Source organism: Roseovarius sp. E0-M6, assembly GCF_037083845.1.
In the GTDB taxonomy this organism is placed as follows: Bacteria; Pseudomonadota; Alphaproteobacteria; order Rhodobacterales; family Rhodobacteraceae; genus Roseovarius.
In genome coordinates this window covers 207,080-229,083 of record NZ_JBAPLA010000004.1, presented here as the reverse complement: position 1 = coordinate 229,083, position 22,004 = coordinate 207,080, and the positions used below count along the sequence as shown (strand labels likewise).

Below are 22,004 nucleotides of genomic sequence, written 5' to 3'. Positions count from 1 at the left end.
ATGCAAAGCCCGGACATGAAGCACCACCCGGATGCCACGCCTTTTTTCGATGAAGGGTCGAACACATTCAGCTATGTCGTGCGCGACCCGGAAAGCCAGGCCTGTGCCGTGGTCGATAGCGTGCTTGATTTTGACTATGCCGCCGGTCGCCTTGCCTTTGACGGCGCCGACCGGATCATCGCGCATATCCGCGAAGCGGGGCTGACGCTTGATTGGTTGATCGAGACCCATGTGCATGCCGACCACCTGTCGGCGGCGCCCTATATTCAGGAGGCGCTGGGCGGCGAGATCATGATCAGCGAGCGGATCATCGACGTGCAGGACACTTTCGGAAAAGTGTTCAACGAGGGCACCGAGTTTCAGCGCGACGGAAGCCAGTTCGACCGCCTTCTCAAGGACGGCGACAGCTATGCGATCGGCTCCTTGCCGGGCTTTGTCATGTCGACCCCCGGCCATACCCCTGCCTGCATGACCCATGTGATCGGGGACGCCGCGTTTGTGGGGGACACCCTGTTCATGCCCGACGGCGGATCGGCGCGGGCGGATTTTCCGGGGGGCGATGCCGGGCAGCTTTACGATTCGATTATGCGAGTGCTGTCTTTGCCTGATGAGATGCGGCTTTTCATGTGCCACGATTACGGGCCGAATGGCCGCGATATCGCCTGTGAGACGACAGTGGCCGATGAGCGCGCGCATAACATCCATGTGGGCAATGGCCGCAGCCGTGCAGAGTTCATCGAGATGCGCGAGGCGCGTGATGCCACGCTTGCCATGCCCAAGCTCATCATACCGTCGCTTCAGGTCAATATGCGCGGCGGCGAAGTGCCCACGGACGCAAGGGGCGACATGGTCCTCAAGGTGCCTGTGAACAAGCTTTGAGCCTTTGCACGGGGGGTGCGACCGGATAGTCGGGCAAGGCGGGTCATAGCGCCTTGCAAATATAGCCGCGCGCCCATAGGTTCGCCCGGAATTTCGCGGGCGTTAACGCCCCCATCGGACAAGGAGCATTCCCATGGAAGGCGGCAACGCACTGGCCCAGTTTCTACCCCTCATCCTGATCTTCGCGATCATGTATTTCCTGCTGATCCGGCCACAGCAGAAAAAGATGAAAGAACATCGCGCAATGGTCGAAGCCCTGCGCAAGGGCGACCGTGTCGTCACCCAAGGCGGCATGATCGGCAAGGTGACACGCGTGCAGGAAGGCGAGCTTGAGATCGAAGTGGCCCAAGGCGTCAAGGTGCGGGTGGTCCGCCACACGATTGCCGAGGTCCGCTCCAAGACAGAGCCTGCGGAAGGCTAATTTGGCCGCTTGACCACGTTTTGACTCGACCCTGCTTTACACGCCCCTGCCGGAAAGCCCCAAGACATGCTGAAGATCGACCTGTGGAAACGAGTTCTCATCTGGGGCGTGGTGGCTCTGGGGCTTTTGCTCGCGGCGCCCAACGCGTTCTACAGCCGCGTCGAGACACATAACGACGCGGTCAAGAGCGTTGAGCAAGGCACCGCCCCGGCGCAAGTTGCCGATGCGCTTGGGCAGTGGCCCGATTGGCTTCCCTCGGGGTTGGTCAATCTGGGTCTCGACCTTAGGGGCGGGGCGCATCTTCTTGTCGAGGTCAAGGTCGAAGAGGTCTATGAGGCGCGGCTTGAGGGGATGTGGCCCGAAGTGCGCAACCTGCTTCGGGAAAACCGTGACGAGGTCGGTCCGATCCGATTGCAGCGCGAGACCGGCGACAGCCTTGTGGTGCGGTTGGTCGAAAATCCAGACGCGGTGGGACAGGCGGCCCAGATCGTGCGCGGACTGGCGCGACCGGTCACATCGCTTTCCGGCGCCGGATCAAGCGATATAGAGGTCACGACCGAAGGCGACAGTGTAATTGTCCGTCTGAGCGAAGCCGAACAGCGCGCCACAGACGAACGCACGGTGCGCCAAGCGCTTGAAATCATTCGCCGCCGGATCGACGAGGTGGGCACGCGAGAGCCGACGATTCAGCGCCAAGGCTCGGACCGCATCCTGATTCAGGTGCCGGGCATCGGCAGCGCGGCCGAGTTGAAGGACTTGATCGGAACCACCGCGCAGTTGACCTTTCAGCCGGTTGTGAGCCGAACCTCGGACCCGGATGAACGGCCCGGCGCGGGCAACGAAATCCTGCCCTCGCTCGACGAAGAGGGCACGTATTACATCCTTGAGCGCGCGCCGGTCGTGACCGGCGATGAACTGGTCGATGCGCAGCCGGATTTCGATCAGAACGGCCGACCTGCGGTGTCGTTCCGGTTCAATCCCACGGGCGCGCGCAAGTTCGGTGATTACACCGCAGAGAATATCGGCAACCCCTTTGCCATCGTTCTGGATAACGAGGTGATCAGCGCGCCGGTGATCCAGAGCCATATTCCGGGTGGGTCGGGCATTATCACGGGCCGTTTCACGGTCGAGGAATCGACCAACCTTGCCGTTCTTCTACGGGCCGGTGCCCTGCCTGCGGGGCTCGATTTTCTTGAAGAGCGCACCATCGGCCCGGAATTGGGCGCCGACAGCATCGAGGCGGGGCAGATCGCCTGTATCGTGGCTTTTGTCCTTGTGCTCGCGTTCATGTGGGCGAGTTACGGCACCTTCGGGCTTTTTGCGAATATTGCGCTCATCATCAATGTGGGGCTGATATTCGGCCTATTGAGCATGATCGGCGCGACACTGACATTGCCGGGGATCGCGGGGATCGTTCTGACCATCGGGATGGCGGTGGATGCCAATGTCCTTGTCTTTGAGCGTATTCGTGAAGAGGCGAAAACCGCCAAGGGCCCGGCGCGCGCGATCGAGTTGGGCTATGAAAAGGCGCTGAGTGCGATCGTGGATGCCAACATCACCACGCTCATCACCGCCGTGATCCTTTTCGCCATGGGGTCAGGTCCGGTGCGGGGCTTCGCGATCACGCTGGGCCTTGGGATCATCACATCGGTCTTTACCGCGATCTTTGTCACCCGTCTGCTGATTATCATCTGGTTCGAGCGTAAACGGCCCAAGACGCTCTTTCAGGGCCGTTCGCTCCGCCTTGTGGCCAAAGATACGGCATGGGATTTCTTTCGCCGTTGGAAGATGTGGCTTGGGATTTCGGGGCTTCTTATCGTTCTTGCGGCCGGGTCCTTCATGCTTCAGGGGCTGAATTTCGGCATCGACTTCAAGGGCGGGACAACGATCCGCACAGAAAGCGCGCAACCTGTCGATATCGGCGAATACCGTGATGCGATCCAGCCGCTGGAACTCGGGGATGTGACGATCACCGAGGTGTTCGACCCGACATTCGGGCCCGACCAGAACGTCGCGATGATTCGCATCCAGGCCCAGGAGGGCGAAGAAAGCGTGAGCGCGGATGTCGTGGCCTCGGTCGAGGCGGCGTTGCAGGAGGCGGTGCCGGATATCAATTTCACCTCGGTCGAAAGCGTCGGACCCAAGGTCTCGGGTGAGTTGATCACCACGGCGGCAATCGCGGTTCTCTTGGCCATCGGTGCGGTGCTTGTCTATATCTGGCTGCGCTTTGAATGGCAGTTCGCGCTCGGGGCCGTGGCCGCGCTCGTGCATGACGNTCTTGGCCATCGGTGCGGTGCTTGTCTATATCTGGCTGCGCTTTGAATGGCAGTTCGCGCTCGGGGCCGTGGCCGCGCTCGTGCATGACGTGGTGTTGACCATAGGGATTTTCTCGGAGCTTCAGATTCAGTTCGATCTGGCCATTATCGCGGCCTTGCTGACCATCGTCGGTTACTCGCTGAACGATACGGTCGTGGTCTTTGACCGGGTTCGCGAAAACCTGCGCAAATACAAGAAGAAGCCGCTGAGCGAGATCCTCAATATCTCGATCAACGAAACACTGAGCCGCACTGTCATGACCTCTGTTACGACGCTTCTGGCACTGCTGGCACTGTTCGCACTGGGTGGCGACGTGATCCGTGGCTTTGTCTTCGCGATGATCTGGGGCGTGATCGTGGGCACCTATTCGTCGGTGTTCGTGGCTTCGACGGTGCTCTTGTGGCTGGGGGTCAAACGGGACTGGTCCAAGCCCGACGCCAACGCGGGCACGCAGTTTGCCAACGTGGATGCCTGAGGGGCTTATACAGACCTTCCAGATGCCCGGAATCTGGTGGCTGATCGCCACGATGTCGATTGCTGGGGTTGTGCGCGGGTTCACAGGGTTTGGCACCGCACTCATCTTTGTGCCGATCGCGGGCATGTTTCTGCCGCCGGCGGCTGTTGTGGGCACGATAACGATGACCGGCATCGCCAGCACCGCAGCCCTGTTGCCGCGCGCGTGGCGGCAATCGGACCGGGGTGAGGTCGGGATTCTGGTGCTGGCGGCGCTGCCATTGGTGCCGGTGGGATTATGGCTCATGCAGATCATGGATGTGCAGACGGTGCGCTGGACCGTGGCCTGCATCGCCGCAGCCACGCTTGCCGCGCTCGTGTCGGGCTGGCGCTATACGGCGCGGATCAATGTGCCGGGCATTTTGATGATCGGTGCCGCGGCGGGCCTTGTCGGCGGGATGACCGGACTGACCGGGCCTGTGGTGATCCTCTTTTACCTTGCTGGCCAAGCGTTGGTTCAATCGGTGCGGGCCAATACCATCCTGTTTCTTGCCGCGCTTGACGTGGTGATCGTCGGCAACCTTTTCCTCAGCGGGAGCATTGAGACACGGATCATCTGGCTCGCCATTGTGCTGGCGGTGCCCTATTTCATCACCACGATGATCGGTCAGTCGTTATTTGATCCCAAGCGCGAGAGAAGCTATCGCTTTCTTGCCTTCGCACTGATCGGGCTTTCGGTGGTGAGCGGATTGCCCATCTGGCAGTGATCACGACAGGACGAGAGGGGACCGCCATGCAGCTCAACGAGATAGAATTCAGCAGCGCCACGCCGATTGACGGCTATGGGCCCGGCTTTTTCCGCGTGGGAGGCCAAGTCTTCGAGGGGCCGGTGATCGTTACCGAGACAGGCGCGAGAGGCTGGAGCGGATACCAAGATCAAGCTCCGCTTGAGGCGCTTGCCGGACAGGTCGATGTGATCTTTTTCGGTACGGGCGTCGAGATAGCGCCTCTACCATCGGGCCTTCGCCGAGAGCTTGAGGAGAAGGGTCTTGGTGTTGAGATCATGGCGTCGGATGCGGCGTGCCGGACGTTCAACGTGCTTTTGTCGGAAGGGCGCCGCGTTGCCGCAGCGCTCATCCCGGTCTAGGTGATCATGGCGCGCGCGCCCTTGTTATCGGTACGGAACCTGCGCGTGGCGCGGGGCGGCGTGGACGTACTCGAAGGGGTGACGATGAGTGTGGCGCCGGGCGAGGCCGTGGTTTTGCGCGGGCCGAACGGGGTGGGCAAGACGACGCTTCTTCGCGCTCTTGCCGGGGTTCAGCCGCCACGCGAGGGCAACGTGGAGCTTGAGCCGGATAGCGCCGTTCTGACGGGCCACAAGGACGGGGTGAAAGCCACGCTGAGCGTGGCGGAGAATCTTGGCTTTTGGGCTGATGTCTTTGGAACCAAAGATATTTCTGCGGCGCTGGCAGCGTTCGATCTGACCGGTTTGCGTGACCGGCTGGCCGGGACGCTCTCGGCCGGGCAGACGCGGCGGCTTGGCCTTGCGCGGCTTTTGGTGAGCGGTCGAAAGCTCTGGTTGCTGGATGAACCGACCGTATCGCTCGATACCGGCGCGGTCGGAATGTTCGCCGCTGCGGTGCGCGCGCATCTGGCGGTTGGCGGCGGCGCGGTGATGGCGACGCATATCGCCTTGGGGCTCGACGGTGTGGCAGAGATGGACCTGAGCACGTTTCGGGCCCGTGCGCCCGCACATGATGATTTCGACGAGGCCTTTCTGTGAAGGCCCTGCTGATCCGTGATCTGCGGCTCGCGGTGCGAGCGGGGGGTGGCTTTGGGCTCGGGCTCGCGTTCTTTCTTATTGTCGTGATGCTTGTGCCGTTTGGCGTTGGCCCGCGCGCCGACCTGCACGCAGCCATCGCGCCGGGCATCCTATGGCTTGGCGCGCTTCTGGCCTGCCTTTTGTCGCTCGACCGTGTTTTCGCGCTCGATTGGGAGGATGGAACGCTCGACCTGTTGGTGACGTCTCCGCTACCGCTCGAGATGGCGGTAAGTGCGAAGGCGCTGGCCCATTGGCTGACCACGGGGCTGCCGCTGGTTCTGGTGGCGCCGGTGTTGGGGGTGTTGCTCAACCTCGCGCCGGAGGCCTATGGCACGCTTGTCCTGTCGCTTCTTCTGGGCTCGCCCGCGCTCTCTGTGATCGGGACATTCGGGGCGGCGCTTACGGTTGGGTTACGGCGCGGCGGCCTTCTTCTGAGCCTGCTTGTCCTGCCGCTTTATGTGCCGACACTGATCTTCGGCACCGAGTTGGTGCGGCGCGCGGCGAGCGGTGGCGACATGCTCACACCGCTTCTGATGCTGGCGGGGATCACCTGCGGCGCAATCGCTCTTTTACCCTTTGCCTCGGCTGCGGTATTACGGGTCAACCTGAGATGAGGAGTGAGCCCATGAATTCGCTCTGGGAATATGCCAATCCGCGAAAGTTCATCGCCACTGCCGAACGGTTTTTGCCATGGGTTGGGGGTGGTGCGCTTCTGTGTCTCGTCGTTGGCCTTTTCTGGGGCTATTTCCTCACGCCCGATGCGGCGCGTTTCGGGGCGACGGTCAAGATCATCTATCTGCATGTGCCCAGTGCGATGATGGCCATCAGTGCGTGGTTCATGATGCTTGTCGCCTCTCTCATCTGGATCATTCGCCGCCATCATGTAAGCGCGCTGGCGGCGCGCGCAGCGGCGCCCATCGGCGCGGTGATGACGGTGATCGGTCTCGTGACGGGCGCGATCTGGGGTCAGCCGATGTGGGGCACTTGGTGGGCGTGGGATCCGCGGCTGACCGCGTTTCTCATTCTTTTCCTGTTCTATCTTGGTTATATCGCCCTTTGGGAGGCGATCGAGGATGACGACACCGCCGCCGACCTGACCAGTATCCTGTGCCTTGTCGGATCGGTGTTTGCCGTGCTGAGCCGCTATGCGGTGAATTTCTGGAATCAGGGCCTGCATCAGGGCGCGTCGCTGAGCCTTGATAAGGAGGAGAACGTCGCGGACGTGTTCTATCTTCCGCTTCTGGTCTGTATCGCTGGTTTCGTGTTGCTGTTCGTGGCGCTCGTGCTGTTGCGGACCGTGACGGAAATCAGGGCCCGACGAATGCGCGTTCTGTTGGCGCGGGAGCGGATGAGATGATGCCTGATCTGGGGAAATACGCACTTGAGGTGCTGGCCTCTTACGTGGCGTCTTTGGCGCTGATCGCCGTGCTTGTGGGGCTAAGCCTTAGACGGGCGCGCAAGGTGCGTGACGCCTTGAACGAGGTTGAAGCAAGGAGACGCAAGGATGGCTAAGGTGTCACCGCTGATGATCGCGCCACCGCTCATTTTTCTGGCGATTGCGGTTCTGTTTTATGTCGGCATGCAGCGCGACAACCCGCAGGCGCACCGGTCGGTCCTGATCGGGAAACCCGCGCCGGCCTTGCCCGAGGCTGGTTTGCCGGGACGCACGACGCTTCGTGATGCGGATTTGCGCACCGGCGAGGTGACGATGGTGAATTTCTGGGCAAGCTGGTGCCCGCCATGTCGGGCCGAGCATCCCACGCTTCAGGCGATGAGCGATGAAGGGCTGCGTGTGGCCGGGGTGAATTTCAAGGATACGGTGGATCAAGCGACCGGCTATCTTGTTGAAGAGGGCGACCCGTTCTTTGCCAATGCGTTCGACCCCAAGGGACGGACCGCGCTTGACTGGGGTGTGACGGCGCCGCCCGAAACCTTCATCGTGGACGGTGATGGCACGATTCTGTTCCGGTATGCCGGCCCGTTGATCGGGAGCGATTATGAGCAGAGGTTCAAGCCGGAACTTGAGAAAGCGCTGGGGGAGTAAGCTACAGCGTTCCGCGAAAGGCTTTAAGCAACTTTCACTTACTCAACATCAACTGGAGTTTTACCCACATAATCAAGCAGACCGCTTGACCTTTCACGAGTCACAATGCTCATCGTGCACAATTTCGGCGGCAGGGCAGATCGCCTTGGCTTCGCCATCGCCATAGGCGCCCATCACGGCCAGCAAGGTGAGCAGACCGGCCTGAACGGCAATCAAAATACCACGCATGAAAAATCCTCCGACATTCTATGACATCAGATGCGCCCTGCCGGTTGATTTGGGAAGTGTGGAAAACCCGACCCGCGCCGCAAGAGCGGTGAGATCGGCGGAAATCCGATCATCGCTATGCGCGATTGGCGAAGTGCCGCCTAAAGTGGCGAAAACCAAAAGACCCCGGTGGGTTACGCCGGGGCCTTGATGTTGGGTTCGACACCCGGTCAGGCGGATTTCGCAAGGTTGCGCAGCACATAATGAAGCACGCCGCCATGTTCGATATATTCGATCTCGATGGCGGTATCGATGCGGCACTTGAGAGTGATTTCCTTGACCGTGCCATCGGCCATCTTGATCTTGCAGGGTGTGTCCTGCTGCGGCGTGATGTCTTTGAGACCTTCGATCGTGACCTCTTCGTCGCCTGTTAGACCCAGCGATTTACGCGTGTCGCCGCCGGTGAATTCAAACGGGATCACCCCCATCCCGACAAGGTTCGAGCGGTGAATGCGCTCAAAATCCTCGGCGATGACGGCACGGACACCCAAAAGCGCGGTGCCCTTGGCCGCCCAGTCGCGGCTTGAGCCCGCACCGTATTGTTCGCCCGCGAAGATCACGAGAGGCTTGCCTTGCTCCTGATAGGCGATTGCGGCGTCATAGATCGAGGTCTGTTCGCCATCGGGACCCTTTGTATAGCCGCCCTCGACACCGTCCAGCATCTCGTTCTTGATGCGGATGTTGGCGAAGGTGCCGCGCATCATCACTTCGTGGTTGCCCCGGCGCGAGCCGTAGGAGTTGAATTCACGCACGGGCACCTGATGTTCGATCAGGTATTGACCAGCCGGAGTGCTTTCCTTGAACGATCCTGCGGGAGAGATGTGGTCGGTGGTGACCATGTCGCCCAGAAGCGCCAGCACCCGCGCGTTCTCGATATTCGAGATTGTGCCCGGATCTTTGGACATGCCCTGAAAATATGGCGGGTTCTGCACATAGGTCGATTGCGGTGGCCAGTCGTAGGTTTCGCCTTCGGAGGTTTCGACCGTGTGCCATTTTTCGTCGCCCTTGAAGACGTCGGCATATTTCTCTTGGAATGCCTCGCGCGTCACAGTCTTTTCGACGAGGTCCGCGATTTCTTTGGTGTCGGGCCAGATGTCCTTGAGAAAAACATCGTTGCCGTCCTTGTCCTGTCCCAGCGGCTCGGTCGTGATGTCGACATTCATGTCGCCCACCAGAGCATATGCGACCACGAGCGGCGGCGAGGCAAGATAGTTGGCGCGGACGTCCGGGCTGATCCGGCCTTCGAAGTTGCGGTTGCCCGAAAGCACGGAAACACCGATGAGGTCGTAGTCGCTTATGCACTTCGAGATTTCTGGCGCGAGCGGTCCCGAATTGCCGATGCAGGTGGTGCAGCCATAGCCGACGAGGTTGAACCCGATGGCGTCGAGATCCTCCTGAAGGCCCGCGGCCTCGAGATATTCGGACACGACCTGCGAGCCCGGTGCGAGCGATGTCTTGACCCATGGTTTGCGGTCAAGGCCCAGTTCGCGTGCCTTACGCGCCACGAGTCCCGCACCGATCATCACATAAGGGTTCGACGTGTTCGTGCACGAGGTTATCGAGGCGATCACGATCGAGCCGTCATGCATTTGGTAGTTGTGATCGTCGGTCAGGACATAGCCACGCGCATGATGACCCTGATCGCCGGGAATGTCGCGGGGTTCGGGCTGTCCGCCTTCGCCTTCCCAACGCACTTCGGAGTTTTCCGAGGTGTCGCGACATTCGCGGAAGCCTTTGACATATTTACGAAATTCGACCGCAGCCCTATCAAGTGCAATGTGGTCTTGCGGCCGCTTGGGCCCCGAGATCGCAGGGACGACAGTGCTCATGTCAAGGCCGAGCGTGTCTGAATAGACCGGCTTATAGCTCTCCTCGCGCCACATGCCGTTTTCGCGGGCGTATGCCTCGACCAAAGCGATGCGATCCTTGTCGCGGCCGGTCAGTTCGAGATAGCGAAGCGTTTCCTGATCGATGGGGAAGAAGCCGCAGGTCGCGCCGTATTCGGGGGCCATGTTGCCGATGGTCGCACGGTCGGCTAGCGGCAGATTGTCGAGCCCGTCACCGTAGAATTCGACGAATTTGCCCACGACGCCCTTTTCCCGGAGCATTTCGACAACCTTGAGCACGAGGTCGGTGGCGGTGGTGCCTTCGACCATCTTGCCGGTCAGCTCAAAGCCCACAACTTCGGGGATAAGCATCGAGATCGGTTGACCCAGCATCGCTGCCTCGGCCTCGATTCCGCCAACACCCCAGCCAAGCACGGCAGCGCCGTTGATCATGGTGGTGTGGCTGTCGGTGCCGACGAGCGTGTCGGGATAGGCCACCTCTTCGCCGTTTTGATCCTTGTCGGTCCAAACCGTCTTGGCGAGGTATTCAAGATTGACCTGATGGCAGATGCCGGTGCCCGGCGGCACAACGCGGAAATTGTTGAAGGCACCCTGACCCCATTTGAGGAACTGGTAACGCTCCATGTTACGTTCATATTCACGGTCCACGTTCATCTGAAACGCGCGGGGATTGCCAAACTCGTCGATCATCACCGAGTGGTCGATCACGAGGTCCACGGGGTTGAGCGGGTTGATCTGCTGAGCATCGCCGCCCAATTCGAGAATTCCATCGCGCATCGCGGCGAGGTCCACCACGGCCGGAACCCCGGTGAAATCCTGCATGAGAACGCGGGCCGGGCGATAGGCGATTTCGCGCGGGTTCCTGCCACCCTTTTCCGCCCATTCGGAAAATGCCTTGATGTCATCGGTCGTGACGGTTTTGCCGTCCTCGAACCGCAGCATGTTTTCCAGAACAACCTTGAGAACGGCGGGCAGGCGCGAAAAATCACCAAGTCCGGCGGTTTCAGCGGCGGTGATGGAGTAATAGGAAACAGTTTGTTCCCCGACAGTCAGGCTCTTGCGTGCCTTGGCTGTATCTTGGCCTACTGTGATGGGCATTGGCTTTCCTCCCGGCTGGAAAATGGGTCTGGCTTGGCTTTGGTATTGACTGATTTAGGGGCCTTGTTCAAGGGAGAAGGCGGGTTTTGTATACCACAGTATGCAGAAAATTGCAACTTCGAGCGTTACAGTGCCATCGCGCAGGTGTGATTGGTGCCCGGCATATGCGATGTCTAGGTAATGAGGGTGGGCGAAGCCCCTTACGGAGGATTTGACATGTTGCGAAAGCTGTGGGCGCCTGTTGTCGCTCTGGTTCTTTTGGCGCAGGCCGCGCTTGCCGGGGATGACCCGGTGGTGGTCGAGCTTTATACCTCTCAGGGGTGTTCCTCCTGTCCGCCCGCAGATGCGTTGATGCATGAACTGGCGGCGCGCGAGGATGTCATCGCACTCGCGCTGCATGTGGATTACTGGGATTATATCGGCTGGAAAGACATTTTCGCCGATCCCGATCATGCCAAGCGTCAAAGGAAATATGCCAAGAACTGGGGGCAGCGCATGGTCTATACGCCTCAGATGGTTGTGGCGGGGCGCAGCGGCATTGTCGGGAACAAGCCAAGGGATGTGAATGCCCTTATTGCCAAACATGCCGCGCGCGAAGATCGCGCCGAACTGAGCATATCGCGTGTGGGTGACACATTACGGATCGAAGCGTTGGCCCGTGAAGGATTGACCGGTCCGCTGGATGTTCAGGTGGCACGGTTCGATCCGTTGCGCACCGTGGATATTACGCGCGGCGAGAACGCGGGACGCCGGCTAAGCTATGCGAATGTCGTGACCGAGCTGCGCGATGTAGGAGATTGGCTACCGGGCACGCGCCTTGATCTCAGTGTTGCATTGTCAGGCGACGATCCGGTCGCCGTGTTTTTGCAACAAAAGGGCATAGGGCCGATCGAGGCGGCGGCGGTTCTGCGCTAAAGTTTCTCAGGGGGCTGAGCGTCTTGGCCGCCGGTGGAGCGCGCATTGCTGCGTCCGACGCGATAATCGGCCAAGGGCCCTGTGCCATCCTTCCAACGGCGGTGTATCCAGAGCCATTGACCCATGTGATCGCGCACCTGCGCCTCAAGGCGTGAGTTGAATTCCTGTAGCATCGTCTTGGGATCGGAATGTTGGATCGGCTCTTCGACGATGATGTCGAAATCGATTCCGTTTTCGGCACGCAACCCCCACACTGGCACCAAAGGCGCATTGAACTTGAGCGCGAGTTCGGCCGTGACAAGAGATGTCAGGGCGGGTTTGCCAAAGAACTCAAGCGGATATCCGTCATGTGCGTTAAGGTCGGCGAGGATGGCCAGAACGCCACCGCCGCGCACGTGTTTGACCATCTGCACCATGCCACGCTTGCCCTGTTCGAACATCGGTTCGCTGAGCGCGGCCATTGCGCCGATATAGTGCCGGTTGAAATAGCGGTTTTTCATCGGACGGTAAAAGACGCCCATGTCAAAGCCTTGCTCGATCATGGCGATGCGCGCGGCATTGAAATTGCCGAAATGCCCCGTCACGAAGATGACGGGGCGCTTTTCGGCGCGGGCCTCGCGGATGGCGGGGAGACCCGGGCCGCGCACCTTGGATGTGCGGGCGCGCTGGGCAAAAGACTCTGGTGAATAAAGCTCGGCGATGTTGCGCCCCGCATTGTCCGGCACATCCCGGGTCAGGCGGCGGATCTCTGCTTCGGGCAGGTCGGGACAGGCATGAGCGAGGTTTTCACGCACCCGCCGCGAATACCCGGCAAGGGGTGCGACGAGACGCGAGGTGAGCCAGCCCATGGCGGGCACGCGCATCCGGTAAGGCAGCAGTCGCACGAGGCCCAGCAGGCCGCGCAGGAACAGGTTCACGACATATTCGCCGGCGCGCATGGGAAGGGGATCTTTTGGAGTGGTCATCGGGGCTCGCGTCGCAATGTGGCTTCGGCATGTCATAGAGCGCGTGTGGAGCAGGGACAAGGCGGCGCGGTGCGTCGCCCTTGATGCGCGGTCTGCCGCAATGCATTGGGGTCGGGGCCCAGGGCCTGTCTGGTGCGGCTTGCATGCGCCAGAGCGTGCCGTGTTCATCCGCACTACTGCGACATGTTTTAATCCTCGTCCGGCTCGTCCGGGGAGATCAGGGTGATCTCGCCCGTGGCCTCGAGCCGCCGGATGGCGTTTACGAATTCGGTCATCGCTTCCTCTCCGGTTTTGGGGCGGACCTTTCCCAATTCCTGCATCTCTTCTCGCAAGCTTCCGGCGAGGCGTTTGGACATGTTGTCGAGGATGAAGTCCGTAACCTGTTCAAGCCCGGCAGGCCCGGCGGCGGCGAGGGCGGTGACAAGCCGTGTTTGATCAACCTCGCGCGCGATGCGGGGCATGTCGGTCGGGGCCACCCGGTCGGGGACATGCACGAAGGTGAAGATGGCCTTGCGAACGCGGGTCGCAAAATCCTGATCCTCTTGGTCGAGGCCGGTCAGAACCTCGTCACGGGTGGCGGATGGTGAGGAGTTGAGGATCGCGCCCACACGTTCGACCGAGCCTTTGTCAAAGGCGACAGGTGGTTTGTCAGCCAGTTGAGACGCCAGCGCGAGGCCTATCCGGTCAACCGCGGCAGGGCTTACCGCCTCGGTCTGGGAGACGGCATAGGTGATGCGGCGCGCGGTGCCGCCGGGCAGCTGGCTCAGAAGTTCGGCGGCGCGCGTGACGTCAAGCTTGGAGAGCAGCACCGCCGCCACCTCGGTGCTTTCGCGGGTGAGCATGGGAATGAGATCATCAAGCTGTGCGGTTCGCACTTGTTCCCATGGATCGCCGATCTGGCGAACCCCGGCCTCCTTGCGGAGGCGGGCGGCGGTTTGCGGGCTGATCCGCCCGTCGAGTGCCGACAGGGCGCCCGCCATGCCGTGGGGAAATGTCAGGCCCAGCGCCTCAAGCTCGGACGAGAATTCGCCAACGACGGCGACGAGCGTGTCACGATCCACATAGCGCATGGCGCCCATTTGCGTTGTCAGGCTTTCCTGAAGGGGTTCCGGCAGATCGGTCAGAGAGATATCCGCCCCTTCGTTCAGCAGAAAGCGCACGATGATCGCCGCCTTCTGCCGCCGGGTGAGATGCGCACCATGAACGGGTGCCCCCACCGCATGAGTGGGTTCTATACGCGCGATGCTGGTTCTGCTCATGCCATTCCCCGGGTGAGTTCTCGGGGAAAGTAAGCCATGAGAGGTAAAGATTTTCTAAGGCCGGCCGGATTTTCCGGCGGCCATCCTCGGTAACCCTGCGGCCCGGCGGATCAGCCCGTGGGAACAGGTGTGCAGGTGCTGGACTCAGCGTCCCATACTGTGCCGTTGGCACAGCTCATGACGTGTTTATCATGGGCGCCGCTACAGCCCGGCCCGGCAAGCGCCGCCGAGCCGAAACAGGCTGCGATGGCGGCGATAATCAGTGGCTTGGTCATGGAAATCTCCCGCGTTGTGCGCTCCAGTGTAGCATGAAACGGGCCAAATTCCTAATCTCAGTAGGCGTAGGTCGCGCCGGTCGTGATCGCCTCGCGCAGCGATGCCTCGGCCCATGTGCCTGCACCACCCTGATCGCGTATGATCAATAGCTGTTCGCGTGCGCCGACCAGATCACCCTGTTCAACAAGTGCCTGTCCCATATAGGAGCGCGCGAGGATGTTGGTGGGGGTCTTCTCAAGCGCCTTTGAGTAGTAGGCCATGCCAAGGACCATATCACCCGCTTTGCGGTGGGTGAAACCCCAGTAGGTCAGCACACGGTCCTCGGTTTGGTCGGACATTTCGCGCAGAACATTCTGAGCGTGGATGATTTGACCGTCATGGGCCAGTTCGCGCACCGCCGCGTATAGCGTGTCATCGTCAAGTGTCTCGGTCGCGGCGGTGACGCAGGATTTCGTTTTCTTGTCCCAGATTTTGCCGTCTGTGCATGTCTTCGTCGTTTCGGTCGGTTCCGGGGCGCTTCCGCCTCCGGCGGCGAGCGCGATGGTCGGGACCAGAAGGGCGGTGGCAAGTATGGCTCGGAACATGAAAAACTCCCTGCAAAGACATGCTTTGCAGAGAGTTTAGCGCGGTTCGGAACCGGGGCGAGGATTATTCGCCGAACACCCGCGAGAAGATCGTATCGACATGCTTGGTGTGATAGCCCAGATCGAATTTTTCTTCGATCTGCTCGGGGGTGAGGGCGGCGAGCACATCGTCGTCGCCCAAAAGCTCGGTCTTGAAATCCTTGCCTTCTTCCCAGACTTTCATCGCGTTGCGTTGCACCAGTTTATAGGCGTCCTCGCGGCTCACTCCGGCTTGGGTCAGGGCAAGTAGCACCCGTTGTGACATCACCAGCCCGCGGAATTTATGCATATTGGCCAGCATGTTGTCGGGATAGATCACCAGCTTGTCGATCACCTGGGTGAGGCGGGCCAGCGCGAAATCAAGGGTGATCGTGGCGTCGGGGCCGATGTTGCGCTCGACCGAGGAATGCGAGATGTCGCGCTCGTGCCAGAGCGCCACGTTTTCCATGGCGGGCACGACCGCCATCCGAACAAGACGTGCCAGACCGGTGAGGTTTTCGGTCAGCACGGGATTGCGCTTGTGCGGCATGGCCGACGAGCCTTTCTGACCCTTTGAGAAGAACTCCTCGCCCTCCAGCACCTCGGTGCGTTGCATGTGGCGGACCTCGATGGCGACGTTTTCGATCGAGCTGGCGACCACGCCAAGCGCGGCAAAGAACGCCGCGTGACGGTCCCGGGGAATGACCTGAGTGCTGATCGGTTCGGGTTCGAGCCCGAGTTTCTCACAGACATGTTCTTCGACGCGGGGATCGATATTGGCGAAGGTGCCGACCGCCCCCGAGATGGCGCCGGTGGCAATCTCGTCGCGCGCCTTTTCAAGGCGGTTCAGGTTGCGGTCCATCTCGGCGTAGAAGCGTGCGAAAGTCAGGCCCATCGTGGTCGGTTCGGCGTGAATGCCGTGGCTGCGCCCGATGCGGACCGTGTCCTTGTGCTCATGCGCCCGCCGCTTGAGCGCCTCGAGCAGCCCTTTCATATCTTCGATGAGAATGTCCGACGCGCGCACAAGTTGCACGTTAAAGCAGGTGTCGAGCACGTCCGAGCTTGTCATGCCTTGGTGAACGAAGCGCGCCTCGTCGCTGCCCACATGTTCGGCGAGATGCGTGAGAAAGGCGATCACGTCATGTTTGGTCACGGCCTCGATCTCGTCGATGCGGGCCACGTCGAACTCCACATCCTTGGCTTTCCAGACGGCGTCGGCGTTTTCGCGGGGGATGACACCCAAGTCGGCCATGGCGTCGCAGGCATGGGCCTCGATCTCGTACCAGATGCGGAATTTCGTCTCGGGCGACCAGACGGCAACCATTTCGGGGCGCGAATAGCGGGGAATCATGCTAGCGGAGTCCTTGGATAGGTATGAAATTAGCGCGGGTTTAGACCCCTGCGCAGATGGGAACAAGGCAGGAGCGGGACATTGCGGTGTTTTGAGCCGGTTCTAAAGGATTTCATCGGATCATGGCAGGTGTCGCGAGAGATCGCGCACGCGGACGGGAGCGGCGCCCGGTTCGACGGTCATGCGGTCTGGACTGTGGCGGATGACGGCGCGCTTTACGAGGAAACGGGCGAGATGCGGTTGCCGGGCCAGCCCCCGATGCGGGCCACCCGGCGCTATTTTTGGGGTGCCGACCTTAGCGTGCGATTCGAGGATGGCCGTTTTTTTCACGATGTCCCGACGAGCGGCGAGCAGGCCGAACACTGGTGCGAACCGGACATGTACCGCGTCGCCTATGATTTTAGCGACTGGCCCGTGTTCCACACCACATGGCAGGTGCGGGGGCCGCGTAAGGATTACCGGATGACGAGCCTTTATCGCCGGATATGACCGGCTTCGCGTCCGGGGGGCACGCCCGTCTCAGTCGCGCGTGCCGGAAAACCGCTCCTGCCACTCTTCGCGAGCGTCGTTGGTGATCTTGGCGAACAAGACATCCGGCACCGTGAAATCGTGACCCGGGCCGAGTGTTTCAAGCGCCGCGCGCACATCGTCGGGCCAGCCAGCATCCTGCGCCTTCATCGCCGCCAGCATCGCGCCGGCCGCGTCGGGGACGAACGGCGCGCTGAGCACGGCATAAAGACGGACGAGGTTGAGCGCGAGGCGCACCTGCATCGCGGCCTGCTCGGGGTCTTCCTTGTAGGTGGCCCAAGGTGCGGCGGATTGCAGGTATTCGTTGCCAGCGACCCAGATGGCGCGCAGCTCGGTCGCGGATTTGCGCACCTCCATCGCCTCCATGTGCGCCTCGTAGGCACGCACGCGGGTTGTCAGCGTTTCGATGAGTGCGGCCTCGGCCCCACCCTGCGTGCCGCCCGAGGGCACTTCTTCGCCGAATTTCGAACGGCAGAACTTGGTCACGCGGCTCACGAAATTGCCCAGAACGTCGGCCAGATCCTTGTTCACCGACGCCTGAAAGTTCTCCCATGTGAATTCGGCGTCCGAGCTTTCGGGCGCATGGCTCAGAAGCCACCAGCGCCAGTAATCGGACGGCAGGATATCAAGCGCCTGATCCATGAACACGCCGCGGCCCTGCGAGGTCGAGAACTGGCCACCGTCATAATTGAGGTAATTGAACGACTTGATGTAATCGACAAGTTTCCATGGCTCGCCTGAACCAAGGATGGTGGCCGGAAAGCTGAGCGTGTGGAAGGGCACGTTATCCTTGCCCATGAACTGCGTATAGGTCACGTCATCCGCGCCCTTGTCGGTGCGCCACCAGCGTTCCCAATCGTCACCCTTGCCAGCTTCGACCCATTCCTGCGCGCTCGCGATATATTCGATCGGCGCGTCGAACCAGACATAGAAGACCTTGCCCTCCATGCCGGGCCAGTCCTCTTCTCCCTTTTTCACCGGCACGCCCCAATCGAGGTCACGGGTGATGCCACGATCCCTAAGCCCGTCGCCATCGTTGAGCCATTTGCGCGCGATCGAGGTGGTGAGCACGGGCCAGTTTGCCTTGCTGTCGATCCATGCGTTGAGTTCATCGCGCATCAGGGATTGGCGCAGATACAGGTGCCGCGTCTCGCGCACTTCGAGATCGGTGGAGCCGGACACGGCCGAGCGCGGATCGATCAGGTCTGTCGGGTCAAGCTGCTTGGTGCAGTTTTCGCACTGGTCGCCGCGCGCCTTGTCGTAGCCGCAGTTGGGGCAGGTGCCCTCGATATACCGATCGGGTAAGAAGCGTTTGTCAGCGTTGGAATAGACTTGTTTTTCAACGACTTCTTCGATCAGGCCCTCATCGGCCAGACGGCCCGCGAAATGCTGAGTAAGCTTGTGGTTCTGTGGGCTGGAGGATCGGCCGAAGTGATCAAAGCTGAGGCGGAAGCCTTTGGCGATTTCGGCCTGCACCCCGTGCATCTCGGCGCAATACTGATCCACCGGTTTGCCCGCCTTGGTGGCGGCCAGTTCGGCGGGCGTGCCATGTTCGTCAGTGGCGCACAGAAACAGCACTTCGTGGCCACGAGCGCGCAGGTAGCGGGCGAAAAGGTCCGCGGGCAACTGGCTGCCGACGAGGTTGCCCAAGTGCTTGATCCCGTTGATGTAGGGGATCGCTGAGGTGATGAGATGCCGTGCCATGTAAGTCCCTGTCTTGCGCGTAGTTCGCGGGCCTGCTGTAGCGCAAGGTTGCGGATGCTTCCAGTGGTTCCGCGAGATTGGTGCCGTCTGTGGCGTCGGACTCTAGTCCTGTTTGTCGTTTTTATCGCGCGAGGCCCCGGTCAGGCGCCCGATAATGAACGAGGTGCGCGGTGACCAGACATAGCGCGTACGGTCGCTTCGGGTGGGGCGTGCGCGCATCCGGCCCAGCCCGAATATGACAAGGGCAAGGTGCCCCACGGCGATCATGACGAACATGGCCTGTGGGCCATACGCTTCGATCAGCGCGGCGGCGAGGGTCGGGGCCGCTATGGCACCAAGCGCATAGAAAAACATGAGCGCCGCCGAAAGTTCGACCCGCTGCGAGGTGTTGGCAAAATCATTGGCATGAGCCGCCGATACCGAGAATATCGGAAACGCGGTCAGGCCGAAGACGAAAGCCGAAAGCATCACCCCCGACGGGGTGAGATTATGCGCCATCGCGGTGACAAAGCAGCTTATGATCGCCGCGATGGAAAACCCGATGAGAACGACCCGGCGGTCATACTTGTCCGAAAGCCATCCGGCGGGATATTGCGCCACCGCGCCACCCAGCACGAAACTGGCGAGGAACCACGCGATCTGATCCACGGCAAGGCCGACCTGTTGGCCATAAAGCGGCCCGACCATGCGGAAGGTCGCGCTTGAGAGGGCGGCGACCACGACCCCAGCCGCCGCCAGCGGCGAGCATGCGATCGCCAGCATCGGGCGCAGGCGCGGCGCGGTCGGGGTTTCGGGCTGTTGCCTACGGGTGAGGGTCAGCGGCAGAAGCGACGCGCAACACAGGATCGCAAGCAGATTGTAGGAGATGTAGGAGGCAGGTTCGAGCACCGAGATAAGCATTTGCGCGACCAGCGACGACCCCATGTCGACAACGCGGTAAATACCCATGGCGCGACCGCGTGATTCGTTCGTGAGCTTGGCTTGAAGCCAGGCTTCGATGATCGTGTAGCAGCCCGCGACACACAGGCCGGTGGCCACCCGCATGACAAGCCAGGCCGTCGGATCGATGATGAGCATATGCGACAAGAGCCCGATCGAGCCCGCTGCTGTGAAGGCCGCGAAGGCCCGGGAATGCCCGACGGACCCCATGAGCCGTGGCGCCCACCAGCATCCCAGGAAAAAGCCGAGAAAATGCGCCGACCCCAGAAGGCCGATCTCTTCTGTGGTGAAGTCGAGGGCAAGGCCCGACAGCGCGTCGAGCGGACCCACGCCACCGGAGGAAAGCTGCATCAAAATGATGGAGAGGAAGAGGGCGGCAAAGGAGATGATCATACGCATGGTGGGGCCACCATGCCACGCCGGTTTTACGGTTGTATGCCAGAATTCGACGTGACGGTGTCGTATCTGGTGAGCGTTCTGCGGGTGCTCTACCTGACGATGCGTGCGAGGATCCTGAGGGCAATGGTGTCGCCGACATATCCCGGAAAGCCGCCGGCGCCGAAGGCCGAGCGGCTGATGCGCCCGGTCAGTAGCACGGTCAGCCGGTCGCGCGAGCCCGCCTCGGTGCCGCGCTGACGGTAGAGACCGGCCTGCATGGTCACGGGCCGGGTCACGTCGCGCACCGTGAGCTCGCCTATCACCGAGGCCGAGGCAAGGGTGCCAACGATCCGTGTGGCGTGAAAGTGGATCGTCGGAAACTGTTTTGTATCAAGGACTTTCGGGCCTTTCATCGTCTGAGTCGCAAAGAAGAACCCGGCCCGTGCGCCGCGCGCATCAAGCGTTACGTCCACCTCTGATGCGCTGATCCGATCAAGATCGAGCCGCATGCGTGCCGCGAGGACGGGCATGGTTCCGGTGGTGGCCGTGCCCTGAAAATCATAGGTGAAATTAACCGAGCTGCGCGCGGCCTCAAGGCGATAAACCTCGGGGTCAGCGATGGCAGGAAGGGCCAGAAATCCAAGAAGGAGCGGTGCCAGAAGGCGAAGACATATCGTCATGTGCGCAGCTATACCGTAGTTTCGCGCCGGGGCGGGACAAATCGTGTCACGCCGCTGTTATTTGCCGGAAAAACTTCTTGGCTTTTCATGTGGCGAGGCCTTCCATCCCGGCACGATCACGTTAGGCTCGGCCCTGAGACGGATACAACACGAAAGCAGGACAGTTCATGAACCGGAATACCCTTGGCCGCACCGGCATCGAGGTGAGCGCGCTGTGCCTTGGCACAATGACCTTCGGCACGCAGACAAGCGCAGAGGACAGCCATGCGCAGATCGACCGCGCGCTTGAGGCGGGCATTGATTTTCTCGACACCGCCGAGATGTATCCGGTCAATCCGGTTCGACCGGAAACCACTGGAAAATCAGAGGAAATTATCGGTGACTGGATTGCGAAAAGCGGCCGCCGGGATGAGGTCGTGGTGGCCACCAAGCATTCTGGCGCAGGCTTCAAGGGGGCCCGTGACGGGGCTCCCATCTCGGGCGAGACGATCCCGGGGGCCATCGAGGGATCGCTGAAACGGCTCAAGACCGATCATATCGACCTTTACCAGTTTCACTGGCCCAATCGCGGCAGCTACATGTTCCGGCAAAACTGGCGCTATGCGCCGTGGGAACAGGACCGCGAGGCGACGCGGCAGCATATGGAAGACGCGCTGGGCGCGCTCTCGCGCGAGGTGGAGCGGGGCACGATCCGGGCCTTTGGCCTGTCAAACGAAAGCGCATGGGGCACGGCGGAATGGCTGCGCCTTGCCGAGGCCGGACATGGGCCGCGCGTGGCCACGGTGCAGAACGAATATTCCCTGATGTGCCGCCTATATGATACTGATATGGCTGAATTAAGTGTCAACGAGGATGTTGGGCTTTTGCCTTTCTCGCCTTTGGCCGCCGGGCTTTTGACGGGTAAGTATCAGGGCGGCGAGGTGCCTGATGGATCGCGCATGACTTTTGTCGACACCCTTGGTGGGCGCAAGGGCGCGCGGGCCTTCGAGGCGGTCGACGCGTATCTTGAGGTGGCGCGCGAATATGGGCTTGATCCTGTGCATATGGCGCTGGCCTGGACGGTGCAGCGGCCCTTCGTGGCGTCGTCGATTTTCGGGGCGACCACGCTTGCGCAACTTGAGCATGTGATCGCCGGAAAAGACCTTGTTCTGAGCGATGATGTGATGGGCGCGTTGGACCGGGCGCACAAGGCGCATCCGATGCCCTACTGAGAAGGTTAACGCGGCGCACGGAACGTCGGCATCCACGTCGGTATTCACG

22 protein-coding genes and 2 pseudogenes are annotated in these 22,004 nt (G+C 61.0%); 14 read left to right on the top strand and 10 right to left on the bottom strand.

Translation table 11 applies throughout. The annotated features are described in order from the left end of the window. The 11 genes and pseudogenes from V8359_RS12790 to V8359_RS12740 all read left to right on the top strand — a co-directional run bounded on the left by V8359_RS12790 (position 1) and on the right by V8359_RS12740 (position 7,935). Positions 1 to 879, top strand: coding sequence for an MBL fold metallo-hydrolase (locus V8359_RS12790; protein WP_336429328.1), 879 nt, complete (start codon positions 1 to 3; stop codon positions 877 to 879). A gap of 133 nt (positions 880 to 1,012) precedes the next feature. Continuing rightward, the gene (gene yajC / locus V8359_RS12785; RefSeq protein WP_336429327.1) at positions 1,013 to 1,300 is read left to right on the top strand and encodes a preprotein translocase subunit YajC; all 288 of its coding nucleotides are present in this window, start codon (positions 1,013 to 1,015) and stop codon (positions 1,298 to 1,300) included. Between the two features lie 66 nt (positions 1,301 to 1,366). After that, positions 1,367 to 2,935, top strand: a pseudogene (gene secD / locus V8359_RS12780) (protein translocase subunit SecD); the annotation flags it as partial. A 153-nt stretch (positions 2,936 to 3,088) separates the two neighbouring features. After that, a pseudogene (secF, locus tag V8359_RS12775) lies at positions 3,089 to 4,091 on the top strand (protein translocase subunit SecF). A 22-nt stretch (positions 4,092 to 4,113) separates the two neighbouring features. Continuing rightward, a complete protein-coding gene (locus V8359_RS12770) occupies positions 4,114 to 4,836 on the top strand; it encodes a sulfite exporter TauE/SafE family protein (RefSeq protein WP_336429326.1) in 723 nt (240 codons plus the stop codon). A 26-nt stretch (positions 4,837 to 4,862) separates the two neighbouring features. Beyond that, entirely contained in the window at positions 4,863 to 5,216 is a 354-nt protein-coding gene (locus V8359_RS12765) for an Mth938-like domain-containing protein (RefSeq protein WP_336429325.1), read from the top strand. A gap of 6 nt (positions 5,217 to 5,222) precedes the next feature. Continuing rightward, a complete protein-coding gene (gene ccmA / locus V8359_RS12760; RefSeq protein ID WP_336429324.1) occupies positions 5,223 to 5,852 on the top strand; it encodes a heme ABC exporter ATP-binding protein CcmA in 630 nt (209 codons plus the stop codon). Beyond that, positions 5,849 to 6,505 carry a heme exporter protein CcmB gene (gene ccmB, locus V8359_RS12755; RefSeq protein ID WP_336429322.1) on the top strand — a complete coding sequence of 219 codons (657 nt, stop codon included), beginning with the start codon at positions 5,849 to 5,851 and terminating at the stop codon, positions 6,503 to 6,505. The genes ccmA and ccmB overlap by 4 nt, the downstream gene beginning before the upstream one ends. A gap of 11 nt (positions 6,506 to 6,516) precedes the next feature. After that, complete coding sequence (locus V8359_RS12750) at positions 6,517 to 7,248, top strand: heme ABC transporter permease (RefSeq protein WP_336429321.1); 732 nt, start codon at positions 6,517 to 6,519, stop codon at positions 7,246 to 7,248. After that, positions 7,245 to 7,403, top strand: a complete 159-nt coding sequence (gene ccmD, locus V8359_RS12745) for a heme exporter protein CcmD (RefSeq protein WP_336429320.1) — start codon at positions 7,245 to 7,247, stop codon at positions 7,401 to 7,403. The genes V8359_RS12750 and ccmD overlap by 4 nt, the downstream gene beginning before the upstream one ends. After that, positions 7,396 to 7,935, top strand: a complete 540-nt coding sequence (locus tag V8359_RS12740) for a DsbE family thiol:disulfide interchange protein (RefSeq protein WP_336429319.1) — start codon at positions 7,396 to 7,398, stop codon at positions 7,933 to 7,935. The genes ccmD and V8359_RS12740 overlap by 8 nt, the downstream gene beginning before the upstream one ends. 93 nt (positions 7,936 to 8,028) lie before the next feature. Here V8359_RS12740 and V8359_RS12735 read toward each other — a convergent pair whose 3' ends face one another. Together V8359_RS12735 and acnA are read right to left on the bottom strand one after the other, a co-directional pair. Beyond that, on the bottom strand, positions 8,029 to 8,163 hold the full coding sequence (locus tag V8359_RS12735; RefSeq protein ID WP_336429318.1) for a hypothetical protein: 135 nt from the start codon (positions 8,161 to 8,163) through the stop codon (positions 8,029 to 8,031). Positions 8,164 to 8,372: 209 nt separating this feature from the next. Further along, positions 8,373 to 11,147 (bottom strand): aconitate hydratase AcnA, encoded by a 2,775-nt coding sequence (acnA, locus tag V8359_RS12730; protein WP_336429317.1) that lies wholly within the window; start codon positions 11,145 to 11,147, stop codon positions 8,373 to 8,375. A 216-nt stretch (positions 11,148 to 11,363) separates the two neighbouring features. On the opposite strand from acnA, the gene V8359_RS12725 reads away from it, so the two are divergent. Beyond that, positions 11,364 to 12,062, top strand: a complete 699-nt coding sequence (locus V8359_RS12725; protein WP_336429315.1) for a DUF1223 domain-containing protein — start codon at positions 11,364 to 11,366, stop codon at positions 12,060 to 12,062. Here the strand turns inward: V8359_RS12725 and V8359_RS12720 are convergent. The 5 genes from V8359_RS12720 to purB form a co-directional block, all read right to left on the bottom strand. Then, positions 12,059 to 13,027 carry a lysophospholipid acyltransferase family protein gene (locus V8359_RS12720; RefSeq protein ID WP_336429313.1) on the bottom strand — a complete coding sequence of 323 codons (969 nt, stop codon included), beginning with the start codon at positions 13,025 to 13,027 and terminating at the stop codon, positions 12,059 to 12,061. The two genes, V8359_RS12725 and V8359_RS12720, sit on opposite strands and share 4 nt — an antisense overlap. Before the next feature lie 188 nt (positions 13,028 to 13,215). Further along, positions 13,216 to 14,286: a flagellar motor switch protein FliG gene (locus V8359_RS12715; RefSeq protein WP_336429311.1), complete on the bottom strand. Its 1,071-nt coding sequence runs from the start codon at positions 14,284 to 14,286 to the stop codon at positions 13,216 to 13,218. Positions 14,287 to 14,396: 110 nt separating this feature from the next. Then, the gene (locus V8359_RS12710; RefSeq protein WP_336429310.1) at positions 14,397 to 14,561 is read right to left on the bottom strand and encodes a hypothetical protein; all 165 of its coding nucleotides are present in this window, start codon (positions 14,559 to 14,561) and stop codon (positions 14,397 to 14,399) included. A 57-nt stretch (positions 14,562 to 14,618) separates the two neighbouring features. Then, positions 14,619 to 15,146 carry a hypothetical protein gene (locus V8359_RS12705; RefSeq protein WP_336429308.1) on the bottom strand — a complete coding sequence of 176 codons (528 nt, stop codon included), beginning with the start codon at positions 15,144 to 15,146 and terminating at the stop codon, positions 14,619 to 14,621. 64 nt (positions 15,147 to 15,210) lie between these two features. After that, entirely contained in the window at positions 15,211 to 16,515 is a 1,305-nt protein-coding gene (gene purB / locus V8359_RS12700; RefSeq protein WP_336429307.1) for an adenylosuccinate lyase, read from the bottom strand. 81 nt (positions 16,516 to 16,596) lie between these two features. Here purB and V8359_RS12695 point away from each other — a divergent pair, with 81 nt between their 5' ends. Further along, positions 16,597 to 17,004 (top strand): DUF6314 family protein, encoded by a 408-nt coding sequence (locus V8359_RS12695; RefSeq protein ID WP_336429306.1) that lies wholly within the window; start codon positions 16,597 to 16,599, stop codon positions 17,002 to 17,004. A 30-nt stretch (positions 17,005 to 17,034) separates the two neighbouring features. On the opposite strand, the gene metG is transcribed toward V8359_RS12695, so the two are convergent. The 3 genes from metG to V8359_RS12680 form a co-directional block, all read right to left on the bottom strand. Then, a complete protein-coding gene (metG, locus tag V8359_RS12690) occupies positions 17,035 to 18,747 on the bottom strand; it encodes a methionine--tRNA ligase (protein WP_336429304.1) in 1,713 nt (570 codons plus the stop codon). 102 nt (positions 18,748 to 18,849) lie between these two features. Next, a complete protein-coding gene (locus V8359_RS12685; RefSeq protein ID WP_336429303.1) occupies positions 18,850 to 20,085 on the bottom strand; it encodes an MFS transporter in 1,236 nt (411 codons plus the stop codon). 89 nt (positions 20,086 to 20,174) lie between these two features. Continuing rightward, positions 20,175 to 20,744, bottom strand: coding sequence for a YceI family protein (locus V8359_RS12680; protein WP_336429302.1), 570 nt, complete (start codon positions 20,742 to 20,744; stop codon positions 20,175 to 20,177). Positions 20,745 to 20,911: 167 nt separating this feature from the next. Here V8359_RS12680 and V8359_RS12675 point away from each other — a divergent pair, with 167 nt between their 5' ends. Beyond that, positions 20,912 to 21,955 carry an aldo/keto reductase gene (locus V8359_RS12675; RefSeq protein ID WP_336429300.1) on the top strand — a complete coding sequence of 348 codons (1,044 nt, stop codon included), beginning with the start codon at positions 20,912 to 20,914 and terminating at the stop codon, positions 21,953 to 21,955. The last annotated feature ends 49 nt before the right edge of the window (positions 21,956 to 22,004 follow it).

Bases quoted from the DNA above. Each gene is read 5' to 3' on its own strand.
- V8359_RS12750 (WP_336429321.1), top strand. From the start codon at position 6,517: ATGAATTCGCTCTGGGAATATGCCAATCCGCGAAAGTTCATCGCCACT.
- V8359_RS12710 (WP_336429310.1), bottom strand. From the start codon at position 14,561: ATGACCAAGCCACTGATTATCGCCGCCATCGCAGCCTGTTTCGGCTCG.
- V8359_RS12735 (WP_336429318.1), bottom strand. From the start codon at position 8,163: ATGCGTGGTATTTTGATTGCCGTTCAGGCCGGTCTGCTCACCTTGCTG.
- V8359_RS12725 (WP_336429315.1), top strand. From the start codon at position 11,364: ATGTTGCGAAAGCTGTGGGCGCCTGTTGTCGCTCTGGTTCTTTTGGCG.
- ccmD (WP_336429320.1), top strand. From the start codon at position 7,245: ATGATGCCTGATCTGGGGAAATACGCACTTGAGGTGCTGGCCTCTTAC.
- V8359_RS12680 (WP_336429302.1), bottom strand. From the start codon at position 20,744: ATGACGATATGTCTTCGCCTTCTGGCACCGCTCCTTCTTGGATTTCTG.
- ccmA (WP_336429324.1), top strand. From the start codon at position 5,223: ATGGCGCGCGCGCCCTTGTTATCGGTACGGAACCTGCGCGTGGCGCGG.
- purB (WP_336429307.1), bottom strand. From the start codon at position 16,515: ATGATTCCCCGCTATTCGCGCCCCGAAATGGTTGCCGTCTGGTCGCCC.
- V8359_RS12770 (WP_336429326.1), top strand. From the start codon at position 4,114: ATGCCCGGAATCTGGTGGCTGATCGCCACGATGTCGATTGCTGGGGTT.
- acnA (WP_336429317.1), bottom strand. From the start codon at position 11,147: ATGCCCATCACAGTAGGCCAAGATACAGCCAAGGCACGCAAGAGCCTG.
- V8359_RS12675 (WP_336429300.1), top strand. From the start codon at position 20,912: ATGAACCGGAATACCCTTGGCCGCACCGGCATCGAGGTGAGCGCGCTG.
- yajC (WP_336429327.1), top strand. From the start codon at position 1,013: ATGGAAGGCGGCAACGCACTGGCCCAGTTTCTACCCCTCATCCTGATC.
- V8359_RS12790 (WP_336429328.1), top strand. From the start codon at position 1: ATGCAAAGCCCGGACATGAAGCACCACCCGGATGCCACGCCTTTTTTC.
- V8359_RS12720 (WP_336429313.1), bottom strand. From the start codon at position 13,027: ATGACCACTCCAAAAGATCCCCTTCCCATGCGCGCCGGCGAATATGTC.
- V8359_RS12765 (WP_336429325.1), top strand. From the start codon at position 4,863: ATGCAGCTCAACGAGATAGAATTCAGCAGCGCCACGCCGATTGACGGC.
- V8359_RS12740 (WP_336429319.1), top strand. From the start codon at position 7,396: ATGGCTAAGGTGTCACCGCTGATGATCGCGCCACCGCTCATTTTTCTG.
- V8359_RS12685 (WP_336429303.1), bottom strand. From the start codon at position 20,085: ATGCGTATGATCATCTCCTTTGCCGCCCTCTTCCTCTCCATCATTTTG.
- metG (WP_336429304.1), bottom strand. From the start codon at position 18,747: ATGGCACGGCATCTCATCACCTCAGCGATCCCCTACATCAACGGGATC.
- V8359_RS12715 (WP_336429311.1), bottom strand. From the start codon at position 14,286: ATGAGCAGAACCAGCATCGCGCGTATAGAACCCACTCATGCGGTGGGG.
- V8359_RS12705 (WP_336429308.1), bottom strand. From the start codon at position 15,146: ATGTTCCGAGCCATACTTGCCACCGCCCTTCTGGTCCCGACCATCGCG.